The sequence below is a fragment of the Streptomyces sp. NPDC043746 genome, assembly GCF_056436485.1.
Window position 1 is genome coordinate 59,901 of the sequence record NZ_JBWKCM010000009.1, and the last position, 18,556, is coordinate 78,456.

At 72.8% G+C, this 18,556-nt stretch carries 18 protein-coding genes; 12 read left to right on the top strand and 6 right to left on the bottom strand.

Annotated elements, in window-relative coordinates:
* Positions 1-31 precede the first annotated feature (31 nt).
* The 3 genes from AC0682_RS12575 (at position 32) to AC0682_RS12585 (ending at position 4,900) form a co-directional block, all read left to right on the top strand.
* Positions 32-1,765, top strand: coding sequence for an alpha/beta hydrolase (locus tag AC0682_RS12575; RefSeq protein WP_478532665.1), 1,734 nt, complete (start codon positions 32-34; stop codon positions 1,763-1,765).
* A gap of 160 nt (positions 1,766-1,925) precedes the next feature.
* On the top strand, positions 1,926-4,019 hold the full coding sequence (locus AC0682_RS12580; protein ID WP_478532666.1) for a neutral/alkaline ceramidase: 2,094 nt from the start codon (positions 1,926-1,928) through the stop codon (positions 4,017-4,019).
* A 122-nt stretch (positions 4,020-4,141) separates the two neighbouring features.
* The gene (locus tag AC0682_RS12585; protein ID WP_478532667.1) at positions 4,142-4,900 is read left to right on the top strand and encodes an IclR family transcriptional regulator; all 759 of its coding nucleotides are present in this window, start codon (positions 4,142-4,144) and stop codon (positions 4,898-4,900) included.
* A gap of 21 nt (positions 4,901-4,921) precedes the next feature.
* On the opposite strand, the gene AC0682_RS12590 is transcribed toward AC0682_RS12585, so the two are convergent.
* Together AC0682_RS12590 and AC0682_RS12595 are read right to left on the bottom strand one after the other, a co-directional pair.
* Positions 4,922-6,646, bottom strand: coding sequence for an acyl-CoA dehydrogenase family protein (locus AC0682_RS12590; protein ID WP_478532668.1), 1,725 nt, complete (start codon positions 6,644-6,646; stop codon positions 4,922-4,924).
* Between the two features lie 84 nt (positions 6,647-6,730).
* The gene (locus AC0682_RS12595) at positions 6,731-7,303 is read right to left on the bottom strand and encodes a PadR family transcriptional regulator (RefSeq protein ID WP_478532669.1); all 573 of its coding nucleotides are present in this window, start codon (positions 7,301-7,303) and stop codon (positions 6,731-6,733) included.
* A 235-nt stretch (positions 7,304-7,538) separates the two neighbouring features.
* On the opposite strand from AC0682_RS12595, the gene AC0682_RS12600 reads away from it, so the two are divergent.
* The 4 genes from AC0682_RS12600 to AC0682_RS12615 all read left to right on the top strand — a co-directional run bounded on the left by AC0682_RS12600 (position 7,539) and on the right by AC0682_RS12615 (position 11,202).
* Positions 7,539-8,375 (top strand): pentapeptide repeat-containing protein, encoded by an 837-nt coding sequence (locus AC0682_RS12600; protein ID WP_478532671.1) that lies wholly within the window; start codon positions 7,539-7,541, stop codon positions 8,373-8,375.
* 98 nt (positions 8,376-8,473) lie between these two features.
* Positions 8,474-8,668, top strand: a complete 195-nt coding sequence (locus AC0682_RS12605) for a hypothetical protein (RefSeq protein ID WP_478532672.1) — start codon at positions 8,474-8,476, stop codon at positions 8,666-8,668.
* 125 nt (positions 8,669-8,793) lie between these two features.
* Positions 8,794-9,681, top strand: coding sequence for an SDR family oxidoreductase (locus AC0682_RS12610; RefSeq protein ID WP_478532673.1), 888 nt, complete (start codon positions 8,794-8,796; stop codon positions 9,679-9,681).
* Between the two features lie 39 nt (positions 9,682-9,720).
* Positions 9,721-11,202, top strand: a complete 1,482-nt coding sequence (locus AC0682_RS12615; protein WP_478532675.1) for an aminotransferase class I/II-fold pyridoxal phosphate-dependent enzyme — start codon at positions 9,721-9,723, stop codon at positions 11,200-11,202.
* Positions 11,203-11,214: 12 nt separating this feature from the next.
* Here the strand turns inward: AC0682_RS12615 and AC0682_RS12620 are convergent, their stop codons facing one another.
* The gene (locus AC0682_RS12620) at positions 11,215-12,489 is read right to left on the bottom strand and encodes a cation:proton antiporter (protein ID WP_478532677.1); all 1,275 of its coding nucleotides are present in this window, start codon (positions 12,487-12,489) and stop codon (positions 11,215-11,217) included.
* Between the two features lie 243 nt (positions 12,490-12,732).
* On the opposite strand from AC0682_RS12620, the gene AC0682_RS12625 reads away from it, so the two are divergent.
* The gene (locus AC0682_RS12625) at positions 12,733-13,332 is read left to right on the top strand and encodes a flavodoxin family protein (RefSeq protein WP_478532678.1); all 600 of its coding nucleotides are present in this window, start codon (positions 12,733-12,735) and stop codon (positions 13,330-13,332) included.
* Positions 13,333-13,373: 41 nt separating this feature from the next.
* On the opposite strand, the gene AC0682_RS12630 is transcribed toward AC0682_RS12625, so the two are convergent.
* Both AC0682_RS12630 and AC0682_RS12635 read right to left on the bottom strand, forming a co-directional pair.
* Complete coding sequence (locus AC0682_RS12630) at positions 13,374-14,102, bottom strand: GAF and ANTAR domain-containing protein (protein WP_478532679.1); 729 nt, start codon at positions 14,100-14,102, stop codon at positions 13,374-13,376.
* A gap of 504 nt (positions 14,103-14,606) precedes the next feature.
* Positions 14,607-15,125 carry an STAS domain-containing protein gene (locus AC0682_RS12635; RefSeq protein WP_478532681.1) on the bottom strand — a complete coding sequence of 173 codons (519 nt, stop codon included), beginning with the start codon at positions 15,123-15,125 and terminating at the stop codon, positions 14,607-14,609.
* Positions 15,126-15,334: 209 nt separating this feature from the next.
* Here AC0682_RS12635 and AC0682_RS12640 point away from each other — a divergent pair, with 209 nt between their 5' ends.
* Entirely contained in the window at positions 15,335-16,066 is a 732-nt protein-coding gene (locus AC0682_RS12640) for a GAF and ANTAR domain-containing protein (RefSeq protein ID WP_478532682.1), read from the top strand.
* An 18-nt stretch (positions 16,067-16,084) separates the two neighbouring features.
* On the opposite strand, the gene AC0682_RS12645 is transcribed toward AC0682_RS12640, so the two are convergent.
* Positions 16,085-16,309 carry a DUF5133 domain-containing protein gene (locus AC0682_RS12645; protein ID WP_478532839.1) on the bottom strand — a complete coding sequence of 75 codons (225 nt, stop codon included), beginning with the start codon at positions 16,307-16,309 and terminating at the stop codon, positions 16,085-16,087.
* A 515-nt stretch (positions 16,310-16,824) separates the two neighbouring features.
* Here AC0682_RS12645 and AC0682_RS12650 point away from each other — a divergent pair.
* The 3 genes from AC0682_RS12650 to AC0682_RS12660 all read left to right on the top strand — a co-directional run bounded on the left by AC0682_RS12650 (position 16,825) and on the right by AC0682_RS12660 (position 18,421).
* Positions 16,825-17,151, top strand: a complete 327-nt coding sequence (locus tag AC0682_RS12650) for a plasmid stabilization protein (RefSeq protein WP_478532684.1) — start codon at positions 16,825-16,827, stop codon at positions 17,149-17,151.
* 78 nt (positions 17,152-17,229) lie between these two features.
* Positions 17,230-17,694, top strand: coding sequence for a DUF5709 domain-containing protein (locus AC0682_RS12655; protein WP_478532685.1), 465 nt, complete (start codon positions 17,230-17,232; stop codon positions 17,692-17,694).
* A 67-nt stretch (positions 17,695-17,761) separates the two neighbouring features.
* The gene (locus tag AC0682_RS12660) at positions 17,762-18,421 is read left to right on the top strand and encodes an HAD family hydrolase (RefSeq protein ID WP_478532686.1); all 660 of its coding nucleotides are present in this window, start codon (positions 17,762-17,764) and stop codon (positions 18,419-18,421) included.
* The last annotated feature ends 135 nt before the right edge of the window (positions 18,422-18,556 follow it).

Consider the following 18,556-nt stretch of genomic DNA (forward strand, 5'->3'; position numbering starts at 1 on the left):
CGCCTCATCAAATCCTCAGCATCGTTCAGGGATGCTTCGGGCCGGACCCGTCCGACGCCCTTCAGGGAGCACTCCGTTGAACCGCACCACCCGTGCCACCACCACCGCCCTGGCCCTCCTCGGCGCCCTCTCCCTCACCGCCTGTACGGGCGGCGCCCTCCCGGACCAGGGCGCGGCGAAGACCCCGGGCACCGCCGACCCGGTCTCCCGGGCCGACCTCAAGCCGTTCTACGGCCAGCGGCTGGCGTGGACCGACTGCGCGACGGACGGGTACGAGTGCGCGCGGCTCACGGTCCCCCTGGACTACGCGCGGCCGGGGAACGGCCGGACGTTCGTGCTCCCGGTGGCGCGCGCCGCCGCGAAGGGACCGGGACAGCGCATCGGCTCGCTCGTCTTCAACCCGGGCGGGCCCGGTGCGGCCGGGGCCGGGGCCCTGGAGGAGGGGATGGACGAGTCGTTCGGCCCGGCGGTGCGGGCCCGCTTCGACATCGTCGGCTTCGACCCGCGCGGCGTCGGGGGCAGCGTGCCGGCCCTCACCTGCGAACCGGCGGAGGAGAAGACGGAGGAGGAGACGGAGGAGGAGAGCACCGGGGAGGAAGCGGCGGAAGAATCCCCCGGCGGCGCTGCTCCCCTCTACCCCCGTACGGAGGCCGACCGCTCGGCCGCCGCCGCGGGCGCCCGGACGGCGGCCGAGGGCTGCGCGAAGCACAGCGGCCCCATCCTCCGTCACGTCGGCACCGACGACTCCGCCCGTGACCTGGACATCCTGCGTGCGGCTCTGGGAGAGCGGAAGCTCACCTATCTGGGCTGGTCGTACGGGACGAGCCTGGGCACCTCGTATGCGGAGCAGTTCCCGCGCCGGGTCCGCGCGATGGTCCTGGACGGTGCGATCGATCCGTCGCTGGACTGGCGGCAGCGGGTGATCAGCCAGTCGGCCGGGTTCCGCCGGAGCGTGGACGACTACGCCGAGCGGTGTGCGGAGATCGCCGGTGACCGCTGTCCCGGCCGGACCCCCGGGGAGATACGGGCGCTGATCGAGCGCCTCTACCAGCGGGCGGAGCGCGAGCCGCTGCCGGTCGCAGAGGACAGTTCGTACGCGGAGTACGGGGGCATGGACGCGACCGCCGTACTGGACGCGGTCTCGATGGCGATGTACACGCCGGAGGACCAGTGGGAGCCGCTGTCGGAGGCGCTGCGGGAGGCGGACCGGGGCGACGCGACGAAGCTGGGCGCGCTGGGCGACGAGGAGGAGCCCGAGACCGGGTCCGAGGGCACCGACCCCACTGCCGAGGCGTCGGAGGAGGACGGGACCCCCGAAGTCCCCGCCGACAACAGCGACGCCGCCCTCACCGCCATCAACTGCCTGGACGTCCCCCACCCCCGCTCGGTCCGCCCCTACTGGGACGCCCTCGCCCCCGCCGACAAAGCCGCCGGGGTGTACGGCACCGCCGGGGTGACCGCCGAACTCACCTGCCGCGACTGGCCGTCCGGCGAGCGGCGGCCCCACGAGGTGGCGGCCAAGGGTGTGCCGCCGGTCCTGGTCGTGGGGACGACAGGCGACCCGTCCACGCCGTACGCGGAGGCGGTGAGCCTGGCGAAGCAGTTCCCGGCCGGGATGCTGCTGACGTACGAGGGGCTGGGCCACACCGCGTACGGCCGGGGCGACGCCTGCGTCACCGCGAAGGTCGACGCCTACCTGGTGAAGCTGGAGCGGGTCGCTCCCGGCACCGGCTGCCGGGCGGATCAGGGGCAGGACCAGAATTGACGGCTCGTTCCTGAGGTTTGTTCATCTACCCGTCGGTAGAGGCCTATGCGGCGCAGGTCGTGCCCCTCTACCGTCGGGGCAGCGCCCCGGGCCCCGCCGATGTCGGTGAGCCGCCGACCGGGTCCCGGGCATCCGCACGTCTCCCGCCCCAGGAGGTCCGATGCCACCGCCCCTCAGCCGCTTCCCGCGCTCCCGCCGCAGGCTCTCCGTCCTCGCGCTCGCCGCCGCCCTGGGAGCCGTCACGCTCGGCGCCCCCTCCCCTGCTGCGGCCTCGCAGGCCGCCTCGACCTCGCAGGCCCCCACCGCCGAAGCGGAGTACCTCGTCGGACGCGGCATCGCCGATGTCACCGGGGAGGCCGCCGAGACCGGGATGATGGGCTACTCCAGCTTCGACCAGAAGACATCCGGCGTCCACCAGCGCCAGCGGTCGCGCGCGTACGTCGTGGTGGACCGGGCGAGCGGCAAGCGTGTGGTCTACGTCAACGCCGACCTGGCGATGATCTTCCAGTCGGTGCGCCAGGGCGTCCTCGCCCGCCTCCAGGAGCGGTACGGCAGCCTGTACGGGGAGGAGAACGTCCTCCTCTCGGCCACCCACACCCACTCCGGCCCCGGCGGGTACTCCCATCACGTGGCGTACAACCTCTCCGTGCTCGGCTTCCAGAACGGCACCTACCGGGCGGTCGTCGACGGCATCGCGCAGTCCGTGGCCAAGGCGCACGACGACCTGAAGCCCGGCTCCATCAGCCTGGGCACCGGCACCCTCACCAACGCCAGCGTCAACCGCTCCCGGGAGGCCTTCGACCGCAACCCGGCGGCCGACCGGGCGGCCTTCCCCGACGGGATCGACCCGGCGATGACCGTGCTGCGGTTCCGGCAGGGCGACACGGACGCGGGCGCGATCAGCTGGTTCGCCACCCACAACACCTCGATCACCAACAAGAACACGCTGATCAGCCCGGACAACAAGGGCTATGCCTCCTACGCGTGGGAGCACGACCACGAGGGCGTGCGCTATCTCGACAACACTCCCGGATTCGTCGCCGCGTTCCCCAACACCAACGCGGGCGACATGTCCCCCAACCTCAACCTCGAGCCCGGATCGGGGCCCACGGAGGAGGAGTTCGAGAACGCCCGCATCATCGGTGAGCGCCAGCTCGACAAGGCCCGCGAGGTCTACCGGGACGCGCGGCCGGTCTCCGGCGGGGTGGACGCCCGCCTCACCTATGTGGACATGGAGAACGTCACCGTACGCGGTCAGTACACGAGCGACGGGAAGGAGGCCCGCACCTGTCCGGCCGTCGTGGGCGCCTCCACGCTCGCGGGCAGTGTGGAGGACGGCCCGGCGATCCCCGGCTTCGAGGAGGGGATGCGCACCCCGGTGGCGTCCATCATCGACGCGCTGCGCCTCGACACCCCGTCCTGGCTCGCGACCTGCCAGTACCCCAAGGCGAGCCTGATCCCGACGGGGCTGCTGAGCAACGTCCACCCGGTGACCCCGAGGATCCTGCCGCTCCAGATCATGCGGATCGGGGAGCTGTACCTGGTGGCCGGGCCGGGTGAGTTCACGATCACCGCCGGGCTGCGGGTCCGCCGGACCGTGGCCCAGGAGCTGGGGGTACCGCTGGAGCGGGTGCTGCTCCAGGGGTACGCCAACGCCTACAGCCAGTACGTGACGACGCCGGAGGAGTACGACACCCAGAACTACGAGGGCGGCTCCACGCTCTACGGCCGCCACACGCTCCCCGCGTACCAGCAGGAGTACGCCCGGGTCGCGGCTGCCCTGCGCCGGGGCACCCCGGTGGAGCGGGGCACGCTGCCGCCGGACGAGTCGGCCCGGCAGTTCACGTTCCAGACGGGCGTGGTCTACGACAACCCGCCGCTCGGCACGTCGTTCGGCTCGGTCCTGACCGCCCCGGCCTCCTCTTACGCCCGCGGCTCCACGGCCACCGTCGAGTTCGCCACCGGCCACCCGAAGAACAACCTCCGCCGGGGCGGCACCTTCCTGGAGGTCCAGCGCCTGGAGGCCGACGGGCGGTGGACGCGGGTGCTGGACGACGGCGACTGGGAGACCACGTACCGCTGGACCAGGATCAACGGCCTGACGGGGACGTCGAAGGCCACGGTCACCTGGAAGATCGGGGCGCGGAGCGCACCCGGCACCTACCGGATCGTGCACCACGGGGACGCGAAGAACCTGCTGGGGAAGATCACCCCGTTCACGGGCACGTCCTCCGCGTTCACCGTGACCGGGTGAGGTGCGTTCCCTGTGACGGGGTGAGGTGAGACCGTGGCGGGTGGGCCGGGCGCCGTCCACCCGCCACGGCGGGTTCCGCTACCCGGGATGCCGCGCCCCGGCACCGGGTCCATGCTGGTGGCATGGGTGACCAGGCCGGCCCCGAGCCTTCCGAGTCCGTCCGGCGGGACCTCCGGCTGCTGGAGTCCGCGGGGGCGCACCCGGCGGGCGCACCCGCGGAGCGGCTGGCCCGGGATGCCGGGCTGCCGCGCCCCGTGGCCGAGGAGCACCTGCGGGCGCTGGTCCAGGACGGCTATCTGCGGGAGCTGGACGACGGGGCGTACGCCCTGCCCGACCAGGGCCCGCCCCCGCTCACCGCGAGCGGCGACGACACCTGGGCCCAGCGCCTGCGCCCGCTGCTGACCTCCCTGCGCGACGACCTGTCCGCCGCCGCGTACCTGACGCTGTACGACGAGGGGGAGATCCGGGTCCTCCAGATCGTCGACAGCCCCCGGGCGCCCCGGGTGGACCTGTGGGTCGGCTTCGAGGACGCCGCACACGCCACAGCTCTGGGCAAGAGCGTGCTGGGCGGCCTGGACGAGGAGGCCCGCGCCAACTACCTCTCCCGCCACCCCCTGGCCGATCTCACGTCCCACACCATCACCCGCCGCGAGGAGCTGCTCCGGGAGCTGGAGGTGCCGCCGATGGCCCCGCTGGCCAGGGACCGGGAGGAGTACCGCCGCGGCACGACCTGCATCGCCGTGCGCGTGTACAGCGGCGACCAGGTCGGCTCGCTCGGCATCTCCTTCCGCTCGGACCGGATGTACCGGACCAGCGAGGTCAGGGACCAGCTCCTGTCCTCGGCGCTGCGCGTCACCCGCCGACTGACGATCCCGGAGTGACCCGGGGGGCTCGTCCGGGGTCTACTCGGCCATCTCGTACGCCCCCGACAGCGCCTCCACGCGCTCCCAGATCCGGGCCGAACGCCCGGCGTCGACGACGGGACGCCGTACGGCACCGAGCGCCCACTCCTGCTGCGCCCGCGTGGCGGAGTCCTTGCCGTGCAGCTCGACGGAGTGCGCGGAGAAGTCGCGTACGAGGACGGCGAACAGTTCGTCCAGCAGGTCCTCGTCCAGGCCGGTCAGCCGGGCCTGCTCCAGGATGAGCTGGCCGTGGACGACGAGGGCGAAGAGCTGGCCGACGGCGAGGAGGAGGTCCAGGTCGCGGCTCTGCTCCTCGTCGGGGGCGGCGGTCTCGACGAAGGTGCACAGGGCGTCGGCCTGCTCGCGGAACCGGGCGACGTTGGGGACCTCCGCGTACGCGTCGAAGGCGGGGCGCCAGTCGTGGAAGCGTACGGAGCCGAGCCCCCGGGCCGGTCCCTGCCGGAACAGGAAGTCGTCGTCGGCCGCGTCGAGGCGGGAGGGGACGGCCGGGTACTCCACCGGGTTCAGCAGGTGGTTGCGCATGAACTTCAGGATCAGCGCGAGGTTGACGTGGACCGTGCCCTCCAGCTTCGGCAGGCCCCGGATCTCGACCGCGGCCTGGGCGAAGTAGTCGTCCTTCTCGAAGCCCTTGGCCGCGATGACGTCCCACATCAGGTCGATGACCTTCTCGCCCTCCGTGGTGACCTTCATCTTCGTCATCGGGTTGAAGAGGAGGTAGCGGCGGTCGTCGGGCCCGGCGGAGCGGAAGTAGTCGACGGCGCGGTCGCTGAAGAGCTTCATCCCGACGAGCCGGACGTAGGCGTCGGTCAGTTCGCGGCGCACGTGCGGGAAGGCGGTGACGGGGCGGCCGTAGAGGATGCGGTTGCTCGCGTGGGTGACGGCCTCGTACATCGCGTGCTCGCAGATGCCGATGGAGGCGGTGCAGAGGTTGAACTTGCCGACGTTGACGGTGTTGAGCGCGGCGTCGAAGGCGGCGCGGCCGGTGTGCAGGATGTCGGCGGGCTTCACCGGGTAGTCCGCGAGGCGGAACTCACTGACGTACTTGGAGGAGTCGACGACGTTCTTCACCAGGTGGTAGGCGTCGTGGCGGCTGTCGGCGGCGAAGAAGACATAGCCGTCGGGGCCCTCGACGTCGGTGCGGCGGCCGAAGACGGAGACGAGACCGGCGGCGTTGCCGTTGCCGATGTAGTACTTGGAGCCGGAGGCCAGGAAACCGCCGTCGCCGTCGGGGGTCAGCAGCATGTCCGTGGAGTAGATGTCGGCGCCGTGGGTCTTCTCGGAGAGACCGAAGGCGAACACCTCTCCCTGGGCGAGGAGTTCGGCGGCCCGGGCGCGGGCCTCGGCGTTGTCGCTCTGCCAGACGGGGCCGAGTCCGAGGATGGTCACCTGCCAGGCGTACCAGTAGTCGAGCCCGTAGAACCCGAAGATCTCGTTGAGGGCGGCGATCCGGGCGGTGTCCCAGCGCCGGCCGGTCTCCTTCGCGGCGGCGGCCGGGGTGAGGAAGGTGGCGAACAGGCCCTCCTTCGCGGCGAAGGCGAGGAAGTCGCCCAGCCAGGCGCGGGAGCGGTAGTCCTCGATCAGCCGGCGCTTGCCCCGCTCCTCGAACCAGTCGACGGTGGCGCGTAGCAGCCTGCGGGTCTCCGGGTCGAAGTGCTGGGGGTCGTAGGTGCGCGGGTTGAAGAGGAGGGACGCGGGCTCGGCCATGGAGATCGCCTTCCGGAGAGAGGGTTGCGGGTTGTTCGGCGGTACGGAGGGAGGGGCACGGGGGGGGCGGCGCGGCCGGTGCCGTCAGGCGCCAGGGCCCGGCGGTGGGCCGGCCAGCCGGTGCAGGGTGTCGAGTACGTCGTCGAGCCAGGCGATCGTCATGCGCTCGTACGCGATGCCGCCGCGCAGCACGACGTGCTGGAGTTCCTGGCCGGGGTCGAGGGGGGCGGGCGCCTGGGGCCCGGTGAAGTCGCGCGCCTCCCCGGCCAGATAGTGGGCGAGGCGCTCGCGGTGGGCCTGATGGTGGCGTTCGACCTCGCGGACCAGGGCGGCCGGGTCGTCGAAGGCGGCGCCCCGGATCTTGACGGCGAGGTCGTGGCGCAGGCTCTCGGGCTCGATCGGCTTGTGCAGCCACTCGGCGAGGGCGGCGCGGCCGGGCCCGGCGACGGAGTACTCCTTCTTGTCCGGCCGGCCCTGCTGCTCGACCTCGCGCACGAGGAGTCGGCCGTCGGCCTCCATCCGGGCGAGGACACGGTAGATCTGCTGGTGGCTGGCGGTCCAGAAGTAGCCGATGGACCGCTCGAAACGCCGGGCCAGCTCATAGCCGGAGCCGGGCTTCTCCAGCAGGGAGACGAGGATCGCGTGTTCGAGCGCCATACCGCGATCCTTCTATGCAACTCGTTGCATAGGCAAGTCGCGGCGGCCCGGTGAGACACGGCTCACCCGGTGTCCCCGGCCGTGGCCCCGCGATCAAGGTGCGCCACCCCCCGGGCACAATGGACGGCACACACCCGGCACCGGCACGCCCAGCCCGGCACCCGGCACGCACCCCGGCACCCCGCACCCGCCCGCCGGTCCACTCGTCCGCTCGTCCGTCAGGAGCACCACCGCCTTGCCCCCCTCGCCCCCGCGGACCCCACACGCCGACCACCCCGACCTCCAGGCCGACTGCGGCAGCTGCTTCGGCCTGTGCTGTGTGGCGCTGCCCTTCGCCCGCTCGGCGGACTTCGCCGCGGACAAGGCGGCGGGGGCCCCGTGCGGGAACCTCCGGGAGGACTTCGGCTGCCGAACCCATGACCGGCTGCGCGAGCGCGGCTACGCGGGCTGCACGGTCTTCGACTGCTTCGGGGCGGGCCAGAAGGTCTCCCAGGTCACCTTCGGCGGGCGCAGCTGGCGTGCGGAGCCGGGCTCGGCCCAGGCGATGTACGAGGTCTTCCCCGTGGTGCGGCAGCTGCACGAGCTGCTGCGGTACGCCGCCGAGGCCCTGGACCTGCCCGCGGCCAAGGCGGTCCACCCGGAGCTGCGCGAGGCCCGCGCCCGGATCGACGCCCTGACCCGGGAGAGCGCCGACACCCTGCTCGCCGTCGACGTACCGGCCCTGCGCGCCGAGGTGAACGCCCATCTCCTGCGCGCCGGCGAGCTGGCCCGCGCCACGGTGCCGGGCCGGAGGAAGAACCACCGGGGCGCCGATCTCCTGGGCGCCCGGCTGCGCGGCGCGCAGCTGCGCGGGGCCACCCTGCGCGGCGCCTGCCTGATCGCCGCCGACCTCTCCGGCGCCGATCTGCGCCAGGCCGACCTGATCGGCGCGGACCTGCGCGACGCCGACCTGTGCGGCGCCGATCTGACCGGCGCCCTCTTCCTGACCCAGCCGCAGCTGAACGCTGCCCGGGGCGACGCGGCCACCCGGATCCCGGCCGGTCTGCGGCGGCCGGGGCACTGGGCCGCCTGAGAGGAGGGCTCCGGCGAAAAGGGGTGTTTCGGTCTCACCTTCACGGGCACTCGTCCGGCGCGACCATCCGTACCCCACAGAGCGAGGGAGCGTCCGTCATGGCCAACCCGCAACAGCCGGAACAGCGGCGCAGCGACAAGGGCGGAGCCACGCCCCAGGACAGTGCCGAGCTGAAGGCCAGGCAGCCGGGGACACCCCGGGGCAGCGGCCGCGCGCACGGTACGGACAAGGGCGGCAAGGGTGGCGGGCCCGGCGGCGGCACACCGCCCGAGGAGCGAGCCGACCACCCGTAGCGGCCCGGCGGCCGGGACAGTCCGGCCGACCGGACCGGCCGGGCCGGGCGAGCGGGCACCCCCTCCGCCCCCGCCCGGTCCGGACACCGTCTCACGCCACGCCACCCCCGAGCAGAGAGGCCGCCATGACGCGGAGCGAACAGCCCGAGGACCCGAACCGGCTCCACCCCCGCCCCGACCTCCCCCAGCAGGACCAGGAGCCCCCTGGCTGGACCGGTCCCATGGACCCGCCGCCCGACCACGGCGAGGAGTCCTACCGCGGCTCGGGGCTCCTGACCGACCGCAAGGCGGTGATCACCGGGGGCGACTCCGGTATCGGGCGGGCCGTGGCGCTGGCCTTCGCCCGGGAGGGCGCGGACGTGCTGGTGACCCACCTCGCGGAGGAGGAGAAGGAGGCGCGCGAGACCGCCCGCCTGGTTCGGGAGGCGGGCCGCACGGCGGTCACCGTCCCCTGTGACATCCGGGACGAGAAGCAGTGCCGGGCCCTCGTCGAGCGGGCCGTCTCCGACTTCGGCCGGATCGACGTCCTGGTCAACAACGCGGCGTACCAGATGTCCCAGCCCGACGGGATCTCCGCGATCCCGACCGAGCAGTTCGACCGGGTGGTGCGGACCAACCTGTACGGGATGTTCTGGCTCTCCAAGTTCGCCCTGCCGCACATCCCGTCGGGCGGCTCGATCATCAACACCACCTCGGTGCAGGCGTACAAACCCAGTCCCCACCTGCTGGACTACGCCATGACCAAGGGCGCGATCGTCACGTTCACCCAGGGGCTCGCCCAGATGCTGGCCTCCGACGGGATCCGCGTCAACGCGGTGGCCCCGGGCCCCGTGTGGACGCCGCTCATCCCCGCGACCCTGCCGGACACCACGGAGTTCGGGAAGCAGAGCCCGCTGGGGCGCCCGGCGCAGCCGGCCGAGATGGCGCCCGCCTATGTCTTCCTCGCCTCCGCCAACGCGTCGTTCATCACGGGCGAGATCATGAACGCCACGGGCGGCACACCGCTGCCGTGACCCTGGTTGACCGACGTCACGGCCGGGAACACCTCGAGAATGCCCCTGAACCACCATGAAGCACCCGTTCTCGATGCCCTCGCCGCCTACCAGGACCGGGGCGAGGTGGGGTTCTCCCCGCCCGGGCACAAGCAGGCCCGGGGCGCCTCCCCGGCCGTACGGGCCGTGCTCGGGGACGCCGTCTTCCTCGGGGACGTCCTGGCGACCGGCGGGCTGGAGGACCGGCGGGAGAAGTCGGCCGTGCTGCGGCGGGCCGAGGAGCTGATGGCCGACGCCGTCCATGCGGAGCACACCTTCTTCTCCACCTGCGGCTCCTCCCTCTCGGTCAAGGCGGCCATGCTCAGCGTCGCCGCCCCGCACCAGAAGCTGCTGGTCGGCCGGGACGCCCACAAGTCGGTGATCGCGGGGCTCATCCTGTCGGGCGTCGAGCCCGTCTGGGTGGAGCCGCAGTGGGACCCGGAGCGGCACCTCGCGCACCCGCCGTCGGCCCAGGCCGTGGAGCGGGCCTTCGCCGCGCACCCGGACGCCCGGGGCGCGCTGGTGACCAGCCCGACCCCGTACGGGACGGCGGCGGACCTGCGGGCGATCGCCGACGTCTGCCACCGCAGGTCGAAGCCGCTGATCGTGGACGAGGCGTGGGGCGCGCATCTGCCGTTCCATCCGGAGCTGCCGTCCTGGGCGATGGACGCGGGCGCCGATGTCTGTGTCACCAGCATCCACAAGATGGGCAGCGGTCTTGAGCAGGGCTCGGTCTTCCACCTCCAGGGCGACCTGGTGGACCACGACACCCTCGCCTCCCGTGCCGACCTGCTGGGCACCACCAGCCCCTCCGTGCTGCTCTACGCGGGCATCGACGGCTGGCGCCGCCAGATGGCCCTGGACGGGCACGACCTGCTCGGCCGGGCGCTGGAACTGACCCGGTCGGTCCGTGAGCGCATCGAGGAGATCGAGGGCCTGCACGTCAACGGCGAGGACGACTTCTGCGGGCCGGACGCGTCCGCGGAGTTCGATCCCCTGCCGGTGATCATCGACGTCACGGGGCTCGGCACCACCGGCTACCGGGCCGCCGACTGGCTGCGCGAGCACCACCGTATCGACATGCACCTGGTGGACCACCGCCGGATCAGCGCCCAGTTCACCCATGCAGACGACGTGTCCACCGCGGCCCGGCTGCTGACCTCCCTGCGCCACCTGTCACGCGAGGCGCACACCCTGCGCCCCGCCCCCGAGGTGCACGTCCCGACACCGGACCAGCTCCGTCCCGACCAGGTGTGCCTGCCCCGCGACGCCTACTTCTCCCGCACCGAGGACGTGCCGGCCGGGCGGGCGGTGGGCCGCGTCGCCGCCGAGATGATGACGCCCTACCCGCCCGGCATCCCGGCCGTGCTGCCGGGTGAGCGCATCACCGAGCCGCTGCTGCGCTACCTGCGTTCGGGCGTCGCCGCGGGCATGAACGTTCCCGATCCCGCCGATCCGGAGCTGGAGAGCATCCGGGTCTGCGTCGAGGGCGAAGGCCCGTGACGGCCCGCCGCTTCAGGAGTTACCGCTGCCGTCCGCGGCCTTGGCCGCGCGTCGGTCGAGGTAGGCGGTGACCGGGGTGGCCGCCACCCCGTGGACCACCACGGAGATCAGGACGGCGAAGACCACGACCGCCCACATCTCCTCCTCGTGGGGCCCGAAGCTCCCCTTCCCGAAGGCGTAGGCGAGGTAGAAGAACGAGCCGATCCCGCGGATACCGAAGAAGGCGGTGGCCGCGCGCTCGGCAGGCGTGCCCGGACCGCGCACCTGGGCGAGCCATCCTGATGCCGGACGGATCAGAAGGTGCAGCAGCACCCCGACCGCCGCGCCCCTCCACGTGAGGGAGGCCAGGCCGCCCGACGCCACGAAGGCGCCCACGCCGAGCAGGAGCACGGCCATCAGCAGCCGCTCGACCTGCTCCACGAAGGCGTGCATCACCTTGTGGTAACCATGGCTGTGCTCCGACCTGCGCAGGGCGCAGGCCGTGGCGAAGACGGCGAGGAAGCCGTAGCCGTGCAGGATCTCGGCGACGCCGTACGACAGGCACATCGCGGCCAGCGCCACAAAGCCGTCACCGTGTTCGGCGAGCCGCAGCGACCGTGACCGGGCCCGGAAGAGTACCCGCCCCAGCAACAGCCCGACGGCCACCCCCACCGCCACGCCCACCCCGACGCGGAGGAGCAGGTCGTCCCAGACCCAATGCACCATCCAGCCCCCCGCCCAGACGTCCCCGGCCGCGGCCAGGGCGACCGCGGCGGCGACGAAGGGGAAGGCGAGCCCGTCGTTGAGTCCGGCCTCACTGGTCAGGGCGAAGCGGACCTCGTCCTCGTCCTCCGCGTCGTCGGAAGGCTCCCCCACCCTCACCTCGGAGGCGAGGACGGGGTCAGTCGGCGCGAGGACCGCGGCCACCAGGAGCGCCGCGGAGGCCGGCCAGCCGAGCAGCCACCAGGCGGCGAGCGCCGTCGCTCCGATCGTCAGCGGCATCGTCACGCCGAGAAGCCGCCAGGTGGCGGCCCAGGACCGCCACCCGAACGGGCGGTTGATCGCGAGGCCGGCCCCCGTCAGCGAGATGATCACGCAGAGCTCGGCGAGGTGCTGCGCCCAGACCCGGTCCGCGACCGGATCGATCGCGGGCAGCGGCAGCGGTGTGAGGTAGAGGAGCACTCCGGCGGCGAGGAACACGATCGGCACGGAGACCGGGAGACGGGAGAGCAGCCGGGGCAGCGCCGCCGCGAGGAAGGCTCCGATGCCGAGGCACCCGTACACCGCGCCTTCGGTGGTGATGGACACGTCCGGTCTCCTTCCCGCGCGATCCGCTCTCGTACCACCGCGAGCACGCTCTGCCCCGTGTACCCCTGAGCCGGGGTCCAAACGGGAACCCGTCTGCCACCGGGGACGCCGGACCACTTCCTTTCGGGGAATTCCCCGGTGGCCGTGCGTACGAGGGGAGGTGACGGGGCACCAGTGCCGCCGTGCCCCGACCGGCACCCCTGTTCCGCACACCCCACACCTCGTCCAAGGAGACACCTCGTCATGCGCGCACTCGCCCTCGTCTGTACGCTCAACGCCTCGCCCGCCTCCTCCAGCAGCCACCACCTCGCCCGGCAGGTCATGACCGAGCTCGAGAGCCACGGGGTGCGGGGCGAGATCGTCCGGGTGGCCGACCACGACGTGCGGCCGGGGATCGGCGTGGACCTCGGTGACGGCGACGCCTGGCCCGCGATCCGGGAGAAGGTCCTGGCGGCGGACATCCTGCTGATCGCCACGCCCATCTGGCTCGGCCACCCCTCCAGCGTCTGCCAGCGGGTCCTGGAGCGCCTGAACGCCGAGTCGTCCGAGACCGACGACGAGGGTCGCCCGCTCGTCTACGGCAAGGTCGGCGCCGTGGCCGTCGTGGGCAACGAGGACGGGGCGCACAAGGTGAGCGCCGACGTCTTCCAGGGGCTGAACGACGTCGGCTTCTCGCTGGCCGCCCAGGCGGTGACGTACTGGGTGGGCGAGGCGATGCAGGGCACCGACTACCAGGATCTGGACGAGACGCCCGAGGCCGTCGCCTCGACGACCCGGGCGCTCGCCGCCAACGCCGTCCATCTGGCCCGGCTGCTCGCCGACGCCCCGTACTCCCCGTCCTGATCCGCTCACCTGGTCCGGTGGGACGCCCACCCGGCGCCGTGTCACCCCCGGGGCTGGAACCGCGCCTCGGGAGGTGTCTCGCCCGTGATGCTCGCGATCAGCTCGGCGCAGAGGTCGCGGAGTTTGACGTTGCGGTGCTGGGAGGCCGTACGGAGCACCTCGAAGGCCTTCTCCGGGGTGCAGCGCTGCTGGCCGATCACCACGCCGATCGCCTGGTCGATGACCGTACGGGACCGCAGGGCGGCCTCCAGGTCGGCGGCGAACTCCTCGGTGTCGGCGATGCGCTGGGCCAGGGCGATGGCTCCGGTGGCCTGGGCGGTGAGCAGCCGCAGGGCTGTCAGGTCGGCGTTCTCGAAGGCGCCCGGGACGGGAGCGTACAGGTTGAGGGCTCCGGCGGTGTGGCTGTGCGGGGCGATGGGCAGCGACAGCGAGGACCGGGCGCCGCAGACGGCCGCGTAGGCGGGGTAGTCGGCCCAGCGGCTCTCCCCGAGCGTGTCGGGCACGCTGACCTCCAGACCGGTGCGCATCGCCTGGAGACAGGGGCCGTCGTCCTGGCCGTACTGCGCCTCGTCGAGCTTCGTGGCGATGGCGCCCGCGCTGGACACGGTCACGGGGCGGCCCTGCCGCTGCACCGTGATGCCGCATCCGTCGGCCTCCTCCACCAGGGCGAGGGCGCTGCGGGCGAGCGCCTGGAGGAAGTCGTCCAGGGACTCCGTCTCCAGGAGCAGAGCGGTCGTGTCCGGCGCCTCGGCCACGGGCCTGTCAGTCATGTTCATCTCGTTCTGGGCGGTGACCCGCCTCCCGAAAGGGCGGGGCAGAGCTGGCGCGGCGCAGTCCGGGGCCGCTGGGACAGGGCGAGTCCGACCGCCGCACGGGTGCCTGGGACGGGCTCCGGCGCGTGCGGTGGGGGGAGGTCAGAGGTGAATGAGCGGACGCCGTACGGGAGGCGCGCCGTCGGCCGTGCTCAGAGGACTGCTGGGGGTTCTGCTGCGACCGGTGGCGGGCGGGCGGCCTCGGGCGGGGACCGTCGGGGCGGTCGCACACGCGGCGCGGGAGGCGACGGCGGCGGGGGCCGCGGCAGCAGGGCGACGGAAGGGAGAGCGGTTCACGGGAACTCCACGGAGGCAGGAGGAAATCTCAAGGGCCGCTTCCTGACCTCCAGCCCGCCATTATGCCCTCTCACCCGGCCCGGCCCGCCCGGTGGGCGGAAGGCGCCGCCGCGGGACGAGCGGAGAACGCCGTCCGTCCGCCGTGTCGCCGGTCCGCCCGCGCCGTCATCGCTGCCGGGGGGTGCGGCGCCCGGGGAGGCGGGGCAGGGATGTGGCGGCGTACGGTCCGACGGCGCGGGCGCCGGGGGCGGCGGCCCCGTACACGGTCCGGATGGCGTGCCGCAGCCGTCCGGGCCGCCCGCCCGTACGGCGGTCCTCCCCGGGTGCCTCCGCGTCCGGCAGGCATCCCCGGCTGCGGAGTTCCGCGCCCGCGAGGGTGTGCGCGACGCGCAGGATCCGGTTGAGCGCGGCGGCGCGGAGGACCTCCCGGGCCGTCTCGAATCTGGCCACCACCGCCATCGCCACACCGCGCTGCTCGGCCTCGGCGCGCACCCGCAGCAGGACACCCAGGGCGCGCGCCGTGAGCAAGGGGGTGACGACGTCCACGATGAGGGTGCTGGGGCCGCAGGACGGCACGAGTCCCAGCAGCTCCCGCTCGATCGCCGCCTCGTTGTCGAGGTCGACGGCGTCGGACAGTTCGACGACGAGGTGGGCGTCGTCGAGGTGGTAGCTGAGCAGGACCATCGCGTACTCCCTGGAAGCAGGCTGAAGAGAAGGCCGCTTCCTGACCTCGCTGCGCGTCTTCCCTCCCCCGCGCTCTCCACACCCCTTCCGCCGCCGTTCTCCGGCCGAGGGGCCGGGTGCGGACGGACCGGCACGGAAGGGGGCTACGGCATCGCCGCCCGTATCGTGCCATGCTGGCCGCGAGGGCTCCGGCCCGGAAGGGAGCGACGATGACCGACGGCCTCACCCCCGGGACACCCGACCTGATCTCTCTTCTCCTCGACAGTGACACGCTGGACGACTTCCTCCAGGTCCTCGCCGAGAGCGCCCTCCTCAAGGCGCCGGCAGCCGACGGCTGCGGCATCACCCTGGAGCGGGAGAACCGGCCGCTGACCGTGGTCAGCGCCGGGGTGAGCGCACCGCCGCTGGACGAGGCGCAGTACGGGCAGGACGACGGCCCGTGCCTGGAGGCCCTGCGGGAAGGGCACGAGGTCAGCGTCGGTGACATGACGGCGGAGAGCCGCTGGAACGGCTATCCGGCCTTCGCCGTCGCCGCCGGGACCCGGTCGTCGCTCTCGCTGCCGGTCGCCGCCCGCTCCCACACGGCGGGCGCCCTGAATCTGTACTCCCCCAAGACGAACGGCTTCGCGGAGGCCGACCTCGGCGGTCTGCGCGCCCTGGCGGCCCAGGCGACGGGGGCGATCGCCCTGGCCCAGCGGCTCTCCGACGCCCGGACGTTCACCACCGACCTCCAGGCCGCGCTGCGGTCGCGTGCGGTGATCGACCAGGCGGCCGGCATCGTCATGAACCAGCGCCGCTGCACCCCGGAGGAGGCGCTCCGGATCCTGCGAAGCGCCTCGCAGCACCGCAACGTCAAGCTGCGCGACCTCTGCGCGCAGCTCGTGGGTTCCCTCTCGGGGAGCATGCCGCCGGGCGGCCCCCCGTTGCGCCCCCGCCCCTGAGCCGTCCCGGTCGGCCGCTCAGGCGGAGACCACGTCGTCCCGCCTGCGGGCGGAGCGGCGCACCTGCTCCCGGGCCGCGGTGAGCGCGGAGACGATGTCACGGGTCCCGGTCGAGACGCAGAGCGTATAGCTGACGTCCTCCAGCCGTCGGGCCGCCCCTTCGCCGCCCTCGCCGTGCCGGGTCCGGAGTTCTTCGTAACGGCGCAGCAGCTCTTCGAGTACCGCGGGGTGGGCCATCAGCATGGTGCTCTGCCTTTCTCTCATGACGGACTCCCATGGCGAACCACGGGCACACGGACAGCACGCGTTCGGCGGCGCATGACGCATACGGCACGGGTACGGCGGAGGAAAAGAAATAGCCGGGAGTGACCCGGAGACAACACGGCCCACTTGGGGGAACGCGGACGGAATCGAGTCGGCCGCTTCCTGACCCAGCCATATAACTGTGCCCAGCCGTGTGCGATTCATGCAAGCGTGGGAGCTTCGCCCTCACACGTTTAGCCTCCGGGCCATGGGTACTCACCTGGCAGGTATCCGACGTACGCGGAACTCAGGCGCCGGAAGGTTCGGAAAGCAGCCCCCGGCGCTGCCCGGTCCTAGGCGGGAAAAGCGGGCACAGGCGGGTCACTCCAGTGGCCGTGCGACCACGGGCCGGGCGTGCCGCCCGCCCTTCCGCGCTGTTTATTGGGGCTCGTACGGGAAACGCGGGTGGCGGCCCCCCGGGAGCGCGGGCGGGCAGCCCGGAAAAGGAGAAGCTCATGCCTGCTGGATCGAATGCGAAGCGTGAACGCCAGTACGAGCACATCAAGGAGAGCCAGGAGGAGCGGGGCGCCTCCGAGAAGCGCGCCAAGGAGATCGCCGCCCGGACGGTGAACAAGGAGCGGGCACGCTCCGGTGAGTCGAAGACGGCGAGCAGGACGTCGACGCGGGACAGGAAGTCCGCGTACGAACGCGGGGGCGAGCGTTCGCACCGAGGCGCGCAGGGTCCGACGAAGGACCAGCTCTACGAGGAGGCCAAGAAGAAGAACATCGACGGGCGCTCCTCGATGAACAAGGCGGAGTTGAAGAAGGCCCTCGGGCGCTGACCCGTCCCGGGCCGCGGGGTCTCCCCCGCCCGCCGAAGCGGCGGGAAGCACCGAAGCACCCCTGAGCAGAGGAGTTCCATGAGTGACCAGGCGCGCGGCGACGATGTGTACCAGCCGCAGCAGGACGACGGCCAGGACCCCCCGAACGACGATCTCGATCTGGAGAACACACTCGACGAACGAGGCCTGGACGACCGGATGGAAGAGGGGTACTCCCCGCCGGAGCGTCCGCTGGGTGTGACGAAGTTCGGCACCACGGGCGCGGAGGAGCGAGAGGGCGAATCGCTCGACCAGCGGCTCGCCCAGGAGGTCGCGGACGTGGAGCCGCCGACCGGTGACGGCATCGGCGACCTCCCGCAGGGCGAGGGCGAACCGCAGGAGCGGATCGAGGGCGACGCCCGCGCCGGGCGGCTCACCGAGGCGGACGACGCGACCGGGCGGCACAGCGACATCTTCGCCGAGGACGTCGGCATCGACGGTGGGGCCGCGTCGGCGGAGGAGGCGGCCGTGCACGTGGCCGACGAGGACGGCGGGGGCACCTGAACCCCCGGCCCCCCGACCTTGCGAACGGACACGGCACGGCAGCGAAGGAACAAGGAATCAGGTGCACATGACAGCGCGCGCGGCGGTCTTCGACGTGGACGGCACTCTGACCGACACCAACCATCTGCACGTGGTGGCGTGGTGGGAGGCGTTCCGGCAGGCGGGGCACACCGTGCCGATGCCGGACATCCACCGGGCGGTCGGGCTCGGCTCGGGCGATCTGATCGAGCGGCTGCTCGGCCCGGACCGCGACCGTGACCAGGACTCCTCCATCAGCTCCGCGCACGGAACGCTCTACGGCACGTACTTCGACCGCCTCCCCGCCTTCGAGAGGGCGGGCGATCTGCTGCGCGCCCTGGCCGGGCGCGGCTGGCGCGTGGTGCTGGCCACCTCGGCGAGCGGGCCGGAGCTGGCGGCCCTGCGTCGGGCGGTCGACGCGGACGAGGCCATGGTCGACACGGCGAGTTCGGACGACGTGGACGAGGGCAAGCCGTCCCCGGAGCCCGTACAGCTGGCTCTGGAGCTGGCCGGTGCCGAGCCGGGGCAGGCGGTGTTCGTGGGGGACACGGTGTGGGACATGGAGGCGGCGAGCCGTGCCGGGGTGCGGTCGGTGGCGCTGCTGTCGGGCGGCATCCCCCGGGCGGACCTGGAGCGGGCGGGGGCGGACGCGGTCTTCCGGGACGTGGCCGATCTGCACGCCCGGCTGGAAGAGAGCCCGTTCGCGTAGACGTACGGTGCGCCGAGCCCGATCCGGAAGGGGGGGGGGGGGGGGGGGGGGGGGGGGGGCGGGGGGAGGGGGGGGGGGGGGGGGTGACGCCGATGGTAAAAGCGGCGCCTACCGTCTCCCATATGCTGCGATCGA

Bases quoted from the DNA above. Each gene is read 5' to 3' on its own strand.
- AC0682_RS12575 (WP_478532665.1), top strand. From the start codon at position 32: ATGCTTCGGGCCGGACCCGTCCGACGCCCTTCAGGGAGCACTCCGTTG.
- AC0682_RS12580 (WP_478532666.1), top strand. From the start codon at position 1,926: ATGCCACCGCCCCTCAGCCGCTTCCCGCGCTCCCGCCGCAGGCTCTCC.
- AC0682_RS12585 (WP_478532667.1), top strand. From the start codon at position 4,142: ATGGGTGACCAGGCCGGCCCCGAGCCTTCCGAGTCCGTCCGGCGGGAC.
- AC0682_RS12590 (WP_478532668.1), bottom strand. From the start codon at position 6,646: ATGGCCGAGCCCGCGTCCCTCCTCTTCAACCCGCGCACCTACGACCCC.
- AC0682_RS12595 (WP_478532669.1), bottom strand. From the start codon at position 7,303: ATGGCGCTCGAACACGCGATCCTCGTCTCCCTGCTGGAGAAGCCCGGC.
- AC0682_RS12605 (WP_478532672.1), top strand. From the start codon at position 8,474: ATGGCCAACCCGCAACAGCCGGAACAGCGGCGCAGCGACAAGGGCGGA.
- AC0682_RS12610 (WP_478532673.1), top strand. From the start codon at position 8,794: ATGACGCGGAGCGAACAGCCCGAGGACCCGAACCGGCTCCACCCCCGC.
- AC0682_RS12615 (WP_478532675.1), top strand. From the start codon at position 9,721: ATGCCCCTGAACCACCATGAAGCACCCGTTCTCGATGCCCTCGCCGCC.
- AC0682_RS12625 (WP_478532678.1), top strand. From the start codon at position 12,733: ATGCGCGCACTCGCCCTCGTCTGTACGCTCAACGCCTCGCCCGCCTCC.
- AC0682_RS12630 (WP_478532679.1), bottom strand. From the start codon at position 14,102: ATGACTGACAGGCCCGTGGCCGAGGCGCCGGACACGACCGCTCTGCTC.
- AC0682_RS12635 (WP_478532681.1), bottom strand. From the start codon at position 15,125: ATGGTCCTGCTCAGCTACCACCTCGACGACGCCCACCTCGTCGTCGAA.
- AC0682_RS12640 (WP_478532682.1), top strand. From the start codon at position 15,335: ATGACCGACGGCCTCACCCCCGGGACACCCGACCTGATCTCTCTTCTC.
- AC0682_RS12645 (WP_478532839.1), bottom strand. From the start codon at position 16,309: ATGCTGATGGCCCACCCCGCGGTACTCGAAGAGCTGCTGCGCCGTTAC.
- AC0682_RS12650 (WP_478532684.1), top strand. From the start codon at position 16,825: ATGCCTGCTGGATCGAATGCGAAGCGTGAACGCCAGTACGAGCACATC.
- AC0682_RS12655 (WP_478532685.1), top strand. From the start codon at position 17,230: ATGAGTGACCAGGCGCGCGGCGACGATGTGTACCAGCCGCAGCAGGAC.
- AC0682_RS12660 (WP_478532686.1), top strand. From the start codon at position 17,762: ATGACAGCGCGCGCGGCGGTCTTCGACGTGGACGGCACTCTGACCGAC.